This is a genomic window from Streptomyces sp. YPW6 (assembly GCF_018866325.1).
Lineage (GTDB): Bacteria > Actinomycetota > Actinomycetes > Streptomycetales > Streptomycetaceae > Streptomyces.
On sequence record NZ_CP076457.1, the window covers coordinates 59,764 to 74,791 of the forward strand.

General features: G+C 66.0%; 7 protein-coding genes and 5 pseudogenes. 6 read left to right on the forward strand and 6 right to left on the reverse strand.

The genetic code is table 11. The features are described 5' to 3' along the window. The first annotated feature begins 615 nt into the window (after positions 1-615). Positions 616-6,768 (forward strand): DNRLRE domain-containing protein, encoded by a 6,153-nt coding sequence (locus KME66_RS00255; protein WP_253208554.1) that lies wholly within the window; start codon positions 616-618, stop codon positions 6,766-6,768. Positions 6,769-7,549: 781 nt separating this feature from the next. Here KME66_RS00255 and KME66_RS00260 read toward each other — a convergent pair. After that, positions 7,550-7,810 (reverse strand): annotated as a pseudogene (locus tag KME66_RS00260) (transposase); the annotation flags it as partial. Between the two features lie 90 nt (positions 7,811-7,900). Here KME66_RS00260 and KME66_RS00265 point away from each other — a divergent pair. Continuing rightward, on the forward strand, positions 7,901-9,034 hold the full coding sequence (locus KME66_RS00265) for an IS630 family transposase (RefSeq protein WP_216317709.1): 1,134 nt from the start codon (positions 7,901-7,903) through the stop codon (positions 9,032-9,034). A gap of 1 nt (position 9,035) precedes the next feature. On the opposite strand, the gene KME66_RS00270 is transcribed toward KME66_RS00265, so the two are convergent. Then, a complete protein-coding gene (locus KME66_RS00270) occupies positions 9,036-9,419 on the reverse strand; it encodes a VOC family protein (protein WP_367303618.1) in 384 nt (127 codons plus the stop codon). 163 nt (positions 9,420-9,582) lie between these two features. On the opposite strand from KME66_RS00270, the pseudogene KME66_RS00275 reads away from it, so the two are divergent. Next, positions 9,583-10,054 (forward strand): annotated as a pseudogene (locus KME66_RS00275) (methionine adenosyltransferase); the annotation flags it as partial. A gap of 289 nt (positions 10,055-10,343) precedes the next feature. On the opposite strand, the pseudogene KME66_RS00280 reads toward KME66_RS00275, so the two are convergent. After that, positions 10,344-10,562 (reverse strand): annotated as a pseudogene (locus KME66_RS00280) (transposase); the annotation flags it as partial. Between the two features lie 111 nt (positions 10,563-10,673). Here KME66_RS00280 and KME66_RS00285 point away from each other — a divergent pair. Further along, a pseudogene (locus KME66_RS00285) lies at positions 10,674-11,439 on the forward strand (IS5 family transposase). 13 nt (positions 11,440-11,452) lie between these two features. Here KME66_RS00285 and KME66_RS00290 read toward each other — a convergent pair. Together KME66_RS00290 and KME66_RS00295 are read right to left on the reverse strand one after the other, a co-directional pair. Then, positions 11,453-11,809 (reverse strand): annotated as a pseudogene (locus tag KME66_RS00290) (transposase); the annotation flags it as partial. Further along, positions 11,806-12,300 (reverse strand): winged helix-turn-helix domain-containing protein, encoded by a 495-nt coding sequence (locus KME66_RS00295; protein ID WP_216317711.1) that lies wholly within the window; start codon positions 12,298-12,300, stop codon positions 11,806-11,808. The gene KME66_RS00295 and the pseudogene KME66_RS00290, both read right to left, overlap by 4 nt. Before the next feature lie 504 nt (positions 12,301-12,804). Here KME66_RS00295 and KME66_RS00300 point away from each other — a divergent pair. Beyond that, positions 12,805-13,035, forward strand: a complete 231-nt coding sequence (locus KME66_RS00300) for a DUF397 domain-containing protein (protein ID WP_031032222.1) — start codon at positions 12,805-12,807, stop codon at positions 13,033-13,035. Positions 13,036-13,136: 101 nt separating this feature from the next. After that, positions 13,137-14,057 carry a DUF5753 domain-containing protein gene (locus tag KME66_RS00305; protein ID WP_216317713.1) on the forward strand — a complete coding sequence of 307 codons (921 nt, stop codon included), beginning with the start codon at positions 13,137-13,139 and terminating at the stop codon, positions 14,055-14,057. 57 nt (positions 14,058-14,114) lie between these two features. Here KME66_RS00305 and KME66_RS00310 read toward each other — a convergent pair whose 3' ends face one another. Then, positions 14,115-14,945: an SAM-dependent methyltransferase gene (locus KME66_RS00310; protein WP_216317715.1), complete on the reverse strand. Its 831-nt coding sequence runs from the start codon at positions 14,943-14,945 to the stop codon at positions 14,115-14,117. Positions 14,946-15,028 lie beyond the last annotated feature (83 nt).

Genomic DNA, 15,028 nt, shown 5'->3' on the forward strand with positions numbered 1-15,028 from the left:
CGGCGGTGCGTGTATCTGCCTTCACAGGGCCGGGTTTGGCGTCCGCTCCGATGCTTCCCACGGGGCTGTGGGCCGCGGACTGGAACACCAGCACCCCGGATATGGCCGCCGCCACGGCAGCAGCCGTGCCCCCCACGATTCTTCGCCGCTTCACGCAGCCCCCACCCCTTCACCCGATCCGCCCGCACACGAGGACGGCAGAGCCCCAAGGCGCGCACGGCGCACGCCTGGAGGGAACATACATCCCTCTCGCGGGCCCCTCGTGCCGACTCACACCAGGCTGAAGTGCCACCTTGCGCGGACGCATCCAGGGTGCAGCCGAAAAGGAAACGCTCACCACACCAGACGCACAAGAGACGAACGTCACTTCATGTTCAGGAACTCCGAAGTCGATCTTGCCCCTCTTGTCTCAGTTATTCGTCTTTTCTCCCCCGGTAACTTCACATCTGCATCACATGGGTGATGTAGATGTGTTTACGAGACCGAGGAATCATGACGATGCATATACCTGCGCCGGAGGGGCGCGGGCGACCTTGGTCCAGGGGGAGTCTGCGCTACATAGCGGGGAGTCTGGCCTTGGCCCTGTCCGTCACGCTGCTCGACGGCACTATCGCGATGGCCACGCAGCGTCAGGCACCTGCCGCACCGGAGAAGCCGGCGGCCGTCACGCAGGCCGCGGACGTCCCGTCCGCCCGCGTCGCCGCCCGGCTGTCAGGCAAGCGGGTCGAGGCGCTGTCGGAGCGCACGGAGACCTCCACGACCTGGGCAAACAAGGACGGATCGCTCACCACCGAGCTGACGGCCGGACCGGTCCGCTTCGAGGACGACACGACCGGCGACTGGCGCGACGTCGACCTCGACCTGGTGACGCTGGCCGGCGGCGGGGTAGAACCGAAGGCGCACCCGGAGGGGCTGAAGCTGGCCGGCCGCACCGGAACCCCGCCCGCTTCGCTGAAGGCGGCACAGACGGCCAAGGCCACCGACCTGGTGACGCTCGGGGAGGGCGGCGAGCAGATCACGCTCCAGTGGAAGGGCGGCCTGCCCGCCCCAAAGCTCAACGGCAATCGGGCTGAGTACGTCAATGCCGTCCCCGGCGCGGACGTCGTGGTCGAGGCGACCCGTTCCGGGTTCGAGCAGTACGTCGAGATCAAGCAGAAGCCCACGACCGACGGCTACACCTACACGCTGCCGCTGAAGGCCAAAGGCTTGAAGGCCAAGCAGCAGGCCGACGGCAGCGTGGTCTTCACGGACAAGAAGAACAAGAAGACCGCGGTGATGCCCGCGCCGGTGATGTGGGACTCCACCGTCGACGAACGCTCCGGTGAGCACACCCGCCGCGTGCCGGTGGCGATGAAGGTCGTGAAGAAGGGGGCGGCCATCGACCTGGTCGTCACCCCCGACCCGGAGTTCCTCGCGGACCCCGCCACCAAGTACCCGGTCGTCGTCGACCCGTCGACGTCGGCGCTCTCCAACGTGTTCGACACCTACGTCCAGCAGGGCGAGACCCGCGACTGGTCCGGCGACACCGAACTCGACCTGGGCAACCCCGGCACGAAGAACGCCGACGGCACCTTCCGTACCGCCCGGTCGTTCATCTCCTGGAACACCGCCCCGATCTCCGACGCACTGGTGACGGACGCCAAGCTGTCCCTGTGGAACTTCCACTCCGGCAACTACACCGGCTCCTCCTGCCCCACTCAGCCGTGGGAGGTGTGGTCCACCGGGGCCGCGTCGACCTCTTCCCGCTGGGCAGCGCCGAATCAGCCGGCGTGGACCGCGAAGAAGGCCACCTCCTCGGAAACCCGAGGTAACTCCTCCTGCTCGACCCAGCCCGACGGCTGGATCAACGCCAATGTGACCACGCTGGTGCAGGAGTGGGCCTCGGCCAAGGCCACCCGTGGCCACATGGGTCTGCGTGCCACGGACGAGAACATCACGGGGCAGTGGAAGCGGGTCAACTCCGCCAACGCCGCCACCAACCCGCCCAAGCTGGTCGTCACCTACAACTACCGGCCCCGTACCGGTACCAAGCAGGAGGCCGGCCCGCCGTACTTCTCCTACGGCGGCGCCTACACCGTCAACACCCTCACCCCGACGCTGCGCGACACGTTCGTCGACGCCGACGGTGACAAGGTCAACGGCACCTTCCAGGTCTTCGACAACGCCACCAACACGCAGGTCGGCGACGTCCTCGTCTCGAAGTACGTGCCCTCCGGGCAGGTCGCATCGGTAACCCTCCCCACGGGGATGCTCGCGGACGGCAAGACGTACAAGTTCCGTACCTCGCCCTATGACGGCAGTCACTACAACGTGGGCTGGTCGGCATGGAAGACGTTCACCGTCGACACGAAGGCGCCCTCGGCGCCCACGAAGATCGTCTCGACCGACTACCCGTCGGGCAAGTGGGTCAAGGGCACCGGGCAGGCCGGCGCGTTCACCGTCACGCCGCCCACCGGAAGCGACCACAACTGGCTCGAATGGTCCCTCGACGGTGTGACCTGGACCAAGGCCGCCACCGGGGGCTCCAGCACCGACAAGGCCATCAGCCTCACCCCGCCGAAGGACGGCACCCACACCCTCCAGGTGAGGGCAGTCGACAAGGCCGACAACAAGTCCGAGGCCATCGACTACACCTTCCACGCAGGCCCCGGCGGGTTCATCCAGCCCTCCGATGGTGAACGCACCGTACGCCGTCTGCCCTTGGCCGCCGAGGCAGACGCCGCCAAGTACGACAGCGTCTCCTTCTCCTGGCGCCGCTCGGAAGCCGACTCGTGGGTGAAGGTCCCGGCGACCGACGTCACCTCAGGCGGAACCCCCCTCACGGCCTGGCCGGTCCCGATAACGGGCGGCAAGAACGCCCCGTTGGTCTGGAACACGACAAGCACCGTCGACCCCGACGGCAACGTGCAACTCAAAGCCGACTTCACCGGCCCAAACTCAGCCACCGGCTCCACCGAACCCCTGACCGTAGTGGTCGACCGCAATGGTGACGGAGCATCCGCAATTGAGGTCGGACCGGGCATGGTGAATCCGATCACCGGTGACTACGAGCTTTCAGGTAGTGACGCCTCAGCCCATGACATGTCGATCTCCAGGACGTCCTCCTCTCGAGTCCCGGACAAGGGGGCGAAGCAGGACGGGCAGATCCCCATCTTCGGCAAGGAGTGGGTCAGCGGCGTCGCCGCAGAGGTCGGCGACTCCGACTACTCGCACCTGCGCAGCACCTCGCCCACGGTGGTCGCCCTCGTTGGGTCCGATGGAGGCGAACAACATTTCAGCGCGAACGCGGCGAAGAGCGGCTGGATTCCCGAGCCCGGGTTGGAGCACCTGACCCTTCAGGGCAGCGTCGCAGGTTCGTTCACCCTCACCGACAACGACGGCACAGTCACAACCTTCAAGAAGGCTGACGCTGCAGCAACTACCTGGCAGGTCTCCAGCATCCTTCGGGACGGGCTGACAGGCTCCACCGCAGCCGTAGTTTCCGAGACGGTCACCGTCGACGGCAAGAAGCTGGCCCGCCCCAAGCGGATCATCGCCCCGACCTCGGCGGTCAACGCGGCTACCTGCGAGACCAACCCCGCTGCCAAGGGGTGCCGTGTCATGGAGTTCGTGTATGGCGTGACTACCACGGCCACCGGCAACAATCTTGGTGATGTGGCTGGCCAGGTGAGGGAGATCCGCCTCTGGTCGACTGCCCCCGGCGCGGCCGCGGCCACGGCCCGCACCGTGCAGACTTACCTGTACGACAGCTCCGGCCGCCTGCGCCAGACCTGGAACCCGCAGATCACTCCGTCCCTGAAGACGGAGTACGCCTACGACAGTGCGGGCCGCGTCACCTCCCTCACTGCACCCGGCGAACTGCCCTGGACCTTCACCTACGGCAAAGTGGGCAATGCCGCCACCGCTGGTGAGGGTATGCTCCTCAAGGCATCCCGCTCCGGTCTCCAGCAGGGCACCACGGGCACGGAATCCGGCACAGCGAACACCACCGTCGTCTACGACGTCCCGCTGACCGGCACCACTGCCCCGTACAAGATGGGCGTCGCCGATGTCAAAACGTGGGGGCAGTTGGATGCCCCGACCGACGCGACCGCCGTCTTCCCGGCCGACGTCGCGCCGATATCGAACACCGGCAGCGGCCTCACCGCCGACGCTTACCGCAGAGCGTCGGTGAGCTACTTCAATGTCTCCGGCCAGCGGGTGAACACCGTCGAGCCGGGCGGGAACATCACCACTAGCGAGTACGACCGCTTCGGCAACATCGTCCGGGAGCTTTCCGCTCGCAACCGCGGCGTCGCTCTGGGGCTCACCACCGAAGACCGAGCAGCCCAGGCCGACCTGGGCATTGCCCAGCTCACCGCCGCCGAGCGCGCCGGCCTCCTCTCCACTCAGTCCGTCTACAACGGGACCGGAACCCGAAAGCTGGAGGACTTCGGCCCGCTGCGGCGCGTCGACCTGACCGCCGACCTCAAGTCCGGTAGCACCACCCTGGTTCCTTCAGGCACTGCGGTGACCGCGCGCACCTGGACGGTCAACGAGTACGACGCGGGGCGCCCGACCAACGGAACCGCCACGGTCAAGGACCAGATAACCAAGGTGAGCATGGGTGCCCAGATACGTGAGCACCCTTCCGTCCATGGCGAGATCAGGGCGGTGCAGACCGCCTATGACTGGGTCAAGGGGCTGCCTACCAAGACGATCAAGGATCCGGGCGGCCTCGCGATCACCGAGAGCATCGAATACGACGCCCAGGGCCGCGTCAGTAAGCAGCTTCTGCCCGGTGCCACCGGCAGCGACGCCGCAACCCGAGTGACGACCTATTGGTCCGGCACCGGCACCGGTACTTGCCAGGGCCGACCGGAGTGGGCCGACATGGTCTGCTCCACCGGACCTGCCGGTTCCATCACCGGCGGCGGCAGCAACCCGTCCGCGCTGCCGACCACCACCACCGAGTACGACTGGTGGGGCAATCCGGCCAAGGTGACGGAGACCGCCAACGGCGTCACCCGCACCACGACCGCAACGTACGACAGCGCCGGCCGGCAGACCAAGGTTGCCATCACCGGCGGCATCGGCCAGGCCGTCCCCGAAGCCACCACCGAGTACGACCCGGCCACCGGCCTGGCCGTCAAGACGGTCTCGCCGACCGGCGGCACCATCACGAAGGTATACGACCGACTCGGTCGGCCAGTCTCTTACACGGATGCCGACGGTGGGGAGACCACCACCGAGTACGACCTGCTCGACCGGCCGGTCAAGGTCACCGACAGTGTCCCCTCCACCGTCACCTACACCTACGACCACAGCACTGAACCCCGCGGCCTCGCCACCAGGGCCACCGACTCCGTCGCCGGCGTCTTCTCCGCGACGTACAACGCGGACGGGTCAGTCAACTCCGAGAAGCTGCCCGGCGGCTACTCCCTCACCATCACCGAGGACAGCACCGGGACGACCACCGACCGCACCTACACGCGGGACAGTGACGGCACGCTCGTCTACTCCGACACCGTGACGGATTCCATCCACGGGCAGAACACCACACACGCGGGCTGGTCCGACCAGACCTACCAGTACGACGCCATCGGCCGCCTCACCACCGTCGAGGACACCGCCGACACCGTGTGCACACGCCGCGCCTACACCTTCGACGCGCGCACCAACCGCAAAACCCTCACCACCTCCACAGCCACTCCCGGCCTGGACTGCACCACCACCGGAGCCACCACCAGCAACCACACCTACGACAACGCCGACCGCCTCGTCGACACCGGCTACACCTACGACGCCTTCGGCCGCACAACCGCCGCCCCCGGCAACGGCACCATCAGCTACTACGCCAACGACCTCGCCCACCAGCAGACCGCGAACGGCAAGCGCCAGACCTGGCAGCTCGACGCCAACCTGCGCTTCCGCTCCTGGAAGGTCGAGACCGGCAGCGGCACCACCTGGACCCAGACCGCGACACGGCGCAACCACTACGACAGCGACGGAGACAGCCCCCGCTGGATCGTCGAGGACACCAACGCCGGGACCCTGACCCGCAATGTTCAGTCCCTCTCCGGAGGACTGGCTGCCGTAACCGGCAAGACAGGCAGCACGGTGCTCCAGTTGAGCACCATCCATGGCAGCGCCGCGCTCCTTCTTCCGCTGACCTCCGCGGAAGCGCCGACTGCCCTGGACGCGGACGAATACGGAAACGTCAAAGCGGCAGGGGCAGCCGTCCGGTACGGTTGGCTTGGTTCTCACCAGCGATCCGCTGAGACTCCCACCGGGCTGACTCTCATGGGGGTACGTCTTTACAATTCGCAGACAGGCCGGTTCCTCTCCGCCGACCCTGTCTACGGTGGTAACGACAACGCCTACGAATACGTGAGCGCCGACCCCGTCAACGCATACGACCTGGACGGCCGGTGGAACAAAACCCGGTATTACTCCTGGGGTCGGCTTGTGATCAAGGCATGGACCACATGGAGATGGGGCATCCCAACCTTCAAGTCCAACGTGTACTTCCACTTCAACAGAAGCTACACGGCTAAAATCGGAAGAAGTGGACACTATTTCTACGGTCCAGTCTGGGGAGCCGTCTCTTTCGGAGGTCCGTTCTTTCAAGGCTTCGCTTGGGGCGCCCTGGCCTACTCGGGATGGATACAGAAGACTGCAGCCAAGGCGAATTCCAGAAGGCGATGCCTCACGGTAGGATTCGCCGGCCGATACATTCCGCCCTACATGGGGGTAGTGGGCGTTTGGCACTGGACCCGAAGGTGCTGACGGCCAGCGATGCCCAATTCGTAGTCTCCGGATAAATTCCCCAATAAAGGGGGAAAAGCTGTAAAGCGTCGGCGGAGGGCTCAGCCCTCCGCCGACGTGCAGCATGAATCAGATTCAGGGGAGTGAATTATGTACTGGATTTACCTGTCCGTCCTGACGTTGTTGGTCCCGATCGGATTTTGCATGATCCGTGGCTGGGTTCCCCCATGGGACCGAAAGCGACCCGACGGAGCCCAGTTGCGCGGCTGGGGAATTCTGACCGTATATGTCGCCGGATTGGTTTTTGTTCTGCCAGTGGCAATGGGGTCGGATGGAAGTTCGGCCTGGATCAGAAATTACATAGGGGGCGGGCTTCTTCTGGCAGCCGCCGGGATGAACATTGCCGCCTCAATGAAGGGTCGGCGCGGCGAAAGTTCCTCACCCATGTAGCCTATGAGTTCGCAACACGATCTTGCTGAACGTCCTGGTAGACCGTGACCGGTAGGACGCGACGAAGGCCCGGGATGCGCCGGGAGGAGCCGAAATAGTAGGGACGAACCTTCGGCCGCCCGGGCCACGCGAAAGCCCACCGGGAAGCTGTGGTCCGGATCTGCCTTCAGCGGCCTGGCGGGCGTACTCTCCGGCCATGATCACTACGCCGAACCCGCGCACCGCCCGGCAGGACCAGGACACCCGATAGGGCGTCACCGCCTCCTGAACACCGCCGCCGCGGCCCCGGAAGAGAGTTCCGGGGCCGCGGCGGCATGAGCGGGGGTCATGTCCCTTGTCGTGGTGTAGCCGATCATTCGGCGGTCGCGTTGGTGGTGTTGGGCAGTGCGGGGGCGCTTTTGGGGAGCTCGGCGGGGTAGAGCTGGTCCATGCTTCCCTCGGGCAGGTAGCGGCGGGGGAAAGCGATCCATTCGTCGTGCAGTTCGAAGAGCACGGCGGTGACCAGTCGCAGGAGCGCGTCGTCGTTGGGGAAGACCTGGACGGCGTCGGTGCGACGCTTGACCTCGCGGTTGATCCGTTCCAGCGGGTTCGTGGACTGGATCTTCTGCCAATGTCGCTAGTGCCGCGTCAGGCAACGTTCGCCCCGTCGTGACGTGCCGTCCGGTTGCTGTCTCCAGCAGTGCCGGGTGGGCACAATGATCACGTGGCTGAACGTGTGCGGGTGCGAGAGGTCGATGACGACGAGGGCAGACGGCTGCTGCGGATCATCCGCCGGGGCACCGGCTCGGTGGTGACCTGGCGGCGCGCGCAGATGGTGCTGCTCTCCGCCCAGGGCATGCCGGTGGCGAAGATCGCCGAGGTGACGTTCACCAGCGCGGACCGGGTCCGCGACGTGATCCACAACTTCAACACGGACGGCTTCGACTCGCTCTACCCGAAGTACAAGGGAGGCCGGCCGAGAACCTTCACGCTGCCCGAGCGCCGCGAGATCAAGAAGATCGCCAAGTCCAAGCCGGCCGAGCACGGCCTGCCGTTCTCGACCTGGAGCCTGACCAAGCTGGCGGACTTTCTGGTCGCCGAGGGGGTGGTCGACGACATCAGCCACGAGGGCCTGCGCATCCTGCTCCGCGAGGAAGGCGCCTCCTTTCAACGCGTGAAGACCTGGAAGACCTCGAAGGATCCCGACTACGCAGCGAAGAAGGCCCGCGTCGAGCACCTCTACGCGATCGCCGACGGCGAGGTCATACCCGAGGATGGCGAGCCCGGAGTCATCTTCTGCATGGACGAGTTCGGACCGCTCAACCTGGTGCCGCACCCGGGGCGGCAGTGGGCCGAACGCGGCGGGATACACAAGAACCCCGACCGCGAACCAAGACCCCGCCGACGGGCGACCTACACCCGCCCGCACGGAGTGCGACACCTGTTCGCCGCTTACGAACTGGGCAAGGACCGGCTCTACGGCCACATCAAGAAGACCAAGAACCGCTCCAAATTCCTGGAGTTCTGCCGATACCTGCGCTCGCTGCACCCGGTGGACGTCCGCATCGCGATCGTTTGTGACAACTACTCCCCGCACCTGACCACGAAGCGGTGCCAGCGGGTCGGGACGTGGGCGGCGGCGAACAACGTCGAGATCGCCTACACCCCGACCGACAGCTCCTGGCTCAACCGGATCGAGGCCCAGTTCACCGCCCTGCGCTACTTCGCCCTCGACGGCACCGACCACGCCAGCCACAAGGTTCAGGGCAGCATGATCCGCCGCTACATCATCTGGCGGAACAAACACGCCGCCGACGAACGCCTCCACGAAGTCGTCAGCAGGACAAACGTTGCCTGATCTATTCGTCGTCGCGGCACAGGCAGAAAGGGTGGCCGGCCGGGTCGAAGAGCACCCGGACGTTCTCCCGCGGCTGGAACTCCGCAACGGTGGCGCCCAGGGCGACCGCTTCGGCGACCGCCGAGTCCAGGTCGCCGACCTGGAAGTCGAAGTGCATCATCGGGCGCTGGTCGCCGTCGGCCGGTGGCCACACCGGAGCCCGATAGCCGTCCGCCTGCTGGAACACGAAGAACGGCCCTTGAGGGGAGGCAGCCACGACGGCTGTTCCCGGCTCTTCGTGCCCGATGTGCCAATCGAGGAGTTCGGCATAGAACTTCGCCAAACCGTTGGGGTCCGGCGCTTCGATCGTCGTCCCCCACCACATGCCGCCTGTTCGAGATCGCATGCTTGACCGTATCCGAGGCCCTCACACACGCCGAGACCACCCGGTGACTTCGAAGCGACTCAGCCCGCGCAACACGACGGGGCGAACGTTGTCTGACGCGGCACTAGGAGTTGTCGTCAAAGTGTCACCCCCACATCAGTAGCGACACGAGAGTACGGCTGCAGCTTGGGTGGTCCGCCGCACCGTCCTCGACATCGGCTACGACCAGTCCAGGGGGGGTTCGACGGGGCATCCTGCGGGGTCTTGGACTCCATCGGCGCCCAATCACCCGACGCCGCCCAGGGCGTGGACACCGGTGGCGCCGGGGACCAGGGCCTGAAGTTCGGCTACGCCTGCGACGACACCGCCGCCCTGATGTCGCTGCCGGCCCAGCTCGCCCACGGGCTGGTGCGGCGGCTCACGGACATCCGCAAGGACGGCACGGTGCCCTACCTGCGTCCGGACGGCAAGATGCAGGTCAGCATCGCGTACGACGGGGACCGCCCGGTCCGCCTGGACACCGTCGTCGTCTCGTTGCAGCACGCTGCGGAGATACCGACGGCTACCGCCTGCTCGTGAACCCGACGGGGCGGGTCGAGGCCGGCGGCCCGATGGGCGACGCGGGCCTGACCATCCGCAAGATTATCATCGGCACTAAGAAGGCGTTTCGGGCCATAGCCAGCGTTAACCGGATATCCATCGAGACGCAACGCTGAGCGGTACCACCTGTTCCGCATACGCTCGACCGGCCTCACGGAGGGGCGAATCCCGGTATCACCCTCCGGCGGGCCACCCAGATAACGAACCATTTAAGACATCAACATGGCGAATTTCTCACACTCTGCCGCTTCGAACGTGACTGAACGCTGAGGTGGCGGGCCCCCACAGGACCGCCATCTCGGCTGTTCAGCTACTGAAGTTGAACTCGTGATGTCGTGGGGTTGCTCAGGCGGGCCTTATGGTCAGGCCGGTCTCGGCGAGGCAGCCGTCGATGAGGTGACTGCGGTACTGGATGTGCCGTAGGCCGCGTCGGATGCGCCGGGCGAGGTGTTCGGGGGTGGAGAAGGCGACGTTTGAGAGCCAGCCGCGTCGCAGGAGGGACCAGATTCCTTCGACGGGGTTGAGGTCGGGTGCGTAGGGCGGCAAGTAGTAGATGGTCAGCCAGTGAGCTCTTTCCAACCTGTGCCAGGAGCTTGGCGGTTGGGCTGACAGCGTGGTGAAGCCCCTGGTAGATGGGTTTTCGACCAAGAGAACCGTCTCCACCAGAGGCTTCGCATGCTTGTCTACCCGTCGGGTGTCGACGTGTCCAGTTCTGCCCTGCGTTTCCTGTCCACCCGTCTGCGGCAGCACCGTCGTGCGATCGGCTCGCGTTGGCGGCGTCTGAGCGTCGGGTCAGGCCCTGCTCGCGCTCGCCCATCTGCGGGTGGGGCACACATACACCCAGCTCGCAGCCGGATTCGGCATCGGAACCACGACCGCCTACCGGTACGTCACCGAAGCCGTCGACCTCTTGGCCGGCCTCGCTCCCACCCTGGCCGACGCCGTGCGAACGGCATCGACGAAACCGTTCGTGATCCTGGACGGCACGCTCCTGCCGATCGACCGCATCGCCGCGGACCGGCCCTTCTACTCCGGGAAACATAAGAAGCACAGGATGAACGTGCAAGTCCTCACCGACCCCTTCGGCCGGCTGCTGTGGGCCTCGCCGGCCCTGCCCGGCGCCGTCCACGATGTCCGCGCGGCCCGCGAACACGGCATCGTCGACGCCCTCGCCGAGGCCGGCGTCACCTGCTGGGCTGACAAGGCCTGTCGGGGCGCCGGTGGAACGGTCCGCACTCCCTACTGGGGCCGCTGGGAAACCCTTTCCAACGGCCAGAAGGCCGTCAACCGCTCACACGCGAAGATCCGCGCACTCGTCGAGCAGGCCATGGCCACCCTCAAAGCCTGGCGACTCCTCCGCAAGATCCGATGCTCGACCACCCGTATCACCGCACTCGTCCAAGCCATCCTCACCCTGCATCTGGCCAGCTCAGAGCGATGATGGAAAAGGCTCAGTCACGTGATTCGGCGAACTTCCGTAGGTCGGCGGCCTTGTGGACGTTGAGGTTGTCCCAGATGAGCACGATCGGGCCGTCGAGCTGCTGGTGGGCGGCGATCAGCAGGTCCCGGTAGTCGCGCCAGGAGAAGCTCTTACGACCGTCGCGGCGGCCGTCGTCCCGGCGCGGCCGGTAGATCAGCCGCGACCTGTGGCCGGGTTTGTAGCAGGTCAGCGCCGCGATGGATATCCGTCTGCGGGAACGGCCGCGGACTCCCACCACCGGGGTTCGACCGCGCTGCGACCAGGTCTTCGCCTGCGGCGGCGTCATGGAGAAACCGGCTTCGTCCTCGAAGACGAGCCAGGCTCCACTCACCGCCGCGAGTCTTCCGCGCACGGCCACACCTCCTTGACCCACCCGGCCACCGACTCGTCGTCCCGCTCGACGGCGCGTCGGGCCGGGACCTGGCAGGACCAGCCGTTACGGACCAGCAGCTTGCGCACGCCCTGAATCGTGTAGGTCAGGTGGAAGCGTCGGCCGATCACCGTCTTCACACGGCTCAGGGTCCAGCGCTGGTCCTCCCAGCCGTGCGCGGCCGGTCCCTTGGCCAGCTCCGCCTCCAACTGGGCGAACTGCTTCTCGCTCAGCCTCGGCAGCGACGCCGGCCCCTGCGACCGCAGAGCCCGCGGACCGCCCTCGTCCCACAACTGCCGCCATCGCTGCACCGAACGAACGCTGACCCGTAGGTCCTCGGCGATCGCCGAGCTCGCCTCGCCCTGGGCGAACCTCTCGGCCGCCTTCAGCCGTAACTCCTCGCGGAACTGCTGCCGCTCGGCGGTCAGCCCGCCCCCTTGTGGATACCGCATGTCCCGGTGATACCGCACAGACGACGAGCCGTCAGCCCCTACGACACCACGAGTTCAAACTCAGTAGTGGCGCCGAGGCCCACCTCCTCACAGGGAACCGCTGCGCTGAGAGAGATGACGATCGACGCCTTCGCGGCCTGCTCAGGCTGTCGGAAAGGCGGGTCAGCACGTCAGGCACCGGCATTGCTCTACCCTCCGGCTCGCCTCGGGCCGCCGTGGGAGTAGCGGTCAGGTTGTTCGCCCCCGCTCATGCGGCGGCTGGCTGCCGTGTGGCTGCGCAGAGGGCCTGGTCTGCATGCCGCGGGAATCGTCGCGGATGGTTAGCTTTCACACCGTAGGGATTAGAACGTTCATAGGGAAAGCGGCCCTGAACTGCACTCTTTCGGGGACATGCTCTGTCGCGCTCCCGTGGCTAGCATTTTGCACGCAGGCCACCGAGGCATTCCCATACGGGAACTGGCAGTCCGGTGTGGCGGAAACCGTGACGGGAACGAGGGAGTAGTCATGATCGCGAATGGCATGCAGGCGGACCAGATCTCCGGGGCGTCCTGGAGGAAGGCGCGCGCGAGCATCAACAACGGAAACTGCGTTGAGGTGGCCTCGCTTCCGGAGGGACGTGTGGCCGTGCGGAACTCCAGGTTTCCGCAGGGGCCGGCACTCGTCTTCAGCAAGGCGGAGCTGGCCGCGTTTCTCGACGGCGCGAAGCGGGAGGAGTTCGACGACTTCGCCGCGTGATACGCGTAAGCGGAGCGTTGCGCGTTGGCCATAGATTGTGCGGCGGGCATGTGCGCGGGCATTCTGGGGCGACTTATGTCCCAGCACTGTTCGGAGTCCACATGGCCGCCGCCCGTCATTGGCAGTCAGATCCTGAGTCATCGGTGGTTGATCTGTCGTCAGCGGGCACCGAGCGCCCTGCCGCGCAGCTTCTGGGCGAGGAGCTGCGCCGGCATCGGGAGCGCCGTGGTCTCACTCTGGGGGCGGCGGCGCGTGCCATTCGGGGGTCGACGTCGAAGATGAGCCGGCTGGAGCGTGGGGAGAGTCCCGCCAAGCCGCGCGATGTGTATGACCTCGCTACCTTCTACGGTCTGTCCCGGCAGGACTTGGGCTTCCTCGAGCAGCTCTTGGCCCAGGCGTCGAACTCCGAGTGGTACGAGCGGTTCGCCGATGTGACGCCTAGTTTCCTCAAGCGTCTGATCCGTATGGAGGGGCGTGCCGAGGAGATCACGATCTTCGAGAATCAGGTGGTGCCCGGCCTGCTGCAGACCGAGCGCTACGCCGAGGCGCTGATCAGGATGATGGAGGCAAATCCTGTCTCGGAGGCGGAGATCGCCCGTACCGTTGCACTGCGGATGGGGCGGCAGATGATCCTCGGTCAGGATCTGCCTCGGATCACTGCGGTGCTGGACGAGACGGTTCTGCAGCGCAGGCGGGGAAGCGCCGATGTCATGCGTGAGCAGATGGAGCATCTGCTCGCTGCGGCCCGGATGCCGAAGTTGAACTTGCGGATCATCAGCAAGGACGCAATGTCTCCGCCGATGGCCATCACTTATCTCCAGTTCCCTGACCACGTCCCGGGTGATCTCGCCTACCTGGAGAACATCGAGGGTGCGACCTATGCGACGAAGCAGCGCTCGCTGGACAACTACCGCAAGGTGCTGTCCGATGCCCGTGACCACGCCCTGGGGCGCGAGGAGAGCATCAAGGAGATAGAGCGGGCCGCGAAGGAGTGGGCGATGCGGGCTGCGAAGGAGCGGTGACGCCGGGCCGACTGTGGTCGGGTGCCACCGCTCCGGTGTCAGCGGGGAACAGCTGCGTCACGCCTCGATTCTGGCGAGGCCGCCCCACTCGACCCAGTCGGTGGGGCGCAGGTGTTCGGGTGGCGTGGGGTGGTCGGGCTGCCAGTCGATGACGTCGACGAGGCCGGGCGGGTCGATGATGGTCATGCCGTCGAAGTACTGGCGGACCTCGTGCCGCTCCCGTACCCGGCCCCACCGGTTGTGGGTGGTATCGGCCATGAGGCGGGTGACTCTGTTGCGGACTTCGGAGTCGTCGCTGACGAGCTGGCAGATGACCATGTAGCTGCCGGCCGGGAGTTCGGCCGCCACACGCTTTATCAGGGCTGCGGGGTCCCGCTCGTCGTCGGTGTCGGGAAGGCAGTGCAGGACAGATACGAAGAGGGCCGCGATCGGCCGGGTCCAGTCGAGGAAGTCAGTGGTGGCGGAGCGGATCTTCTCCGTCTCCCGCATGTCCTGGTCGATGACCATGACGTTGTCGTTCTCGTGCAGTTGGGTGCGGCCGTGGGCGAGGACCATGGGGTCGTTGTCGACGTAGGCGACCTTGGCGTCCGATGAGATGCGCTGGACGACTTCGTGGACGTTGTCCCGGGTGGGCAGTCCCGAGCCGTGGTCGAGGAACTGCCGGATGTTCATGTCCTGGGCGAGGACGCGGACCACTCTGCGGAGGAAGTCGCGGTTGCTGCGGGCCAGTTGCTGCGTACTGGGCGCGATCTTGAGGAGGTCGGCGGAGGCTCTTCGGTCGACTTCGTAGTGCTGGCTGCCTCCTAAGAGATAGTCGTACATGCGGGCGACGCTGGGGGTGCTGGTGTCGATGGGGCGTCGAGATTGGGGTTTCTCCCCGTAGGCCATGCGTCAACTCCCTGGAGCCCTTGGTGAAGGGCGATGTTTCCCGGTTGAAGAGATCTATCGTAGGAGTCGTCCAGCTGACCCGC

What these genes read in the sequence shown, in the direction of transcription:
- KME66_RS00255 (WP_253208554.1), top strand. Translation starts at nt 616, where the DNA reads ATGGCCACGCAGCGTCAGGCACCTGCCGCACCGGAGAAGCCGGCGGCC.
- KME66_RS00270 (WP_367303618.1), bottom strand. Translation starts at nt 9,419, where the DNA reads ATGCGATCTCGAACAGGCGGCATGTGGTGGGGGACGACGATCGAAGCG.
- KME66_RS00295 (WP_216317711.1), bottom strand. Translation starts at nt 12,300, where the DNA reads ATGCGGTATCCACAAGGGGGCGGGCTGACCGCCGAGCGGCAGCAGTTC.
- KME66_RS00300 (WP_031032222.1), top strand. Translation starts at nt 12,805, where the DNA reads ATGATCGCGAATGGCATGCAGGCGGACCAGATCTCCGGGGCGTCCTGG.
- KME66_RS00305 (WP_216317713.1), top strand. Translation starts at nt 13,137, where the DNA reads ATGGCCGCCGCCCGTCATTGGCAGTCAGATCCTGAGTCATCGGTGGTT.
- KME66_RS00310 (WP_216317715.1), bottom strand. Translation starts at nt 14,945, where the DNA reads ATGGCCTACGGGGAGAAACCCCAATCTCGACGCCCCATCGACACCAGC.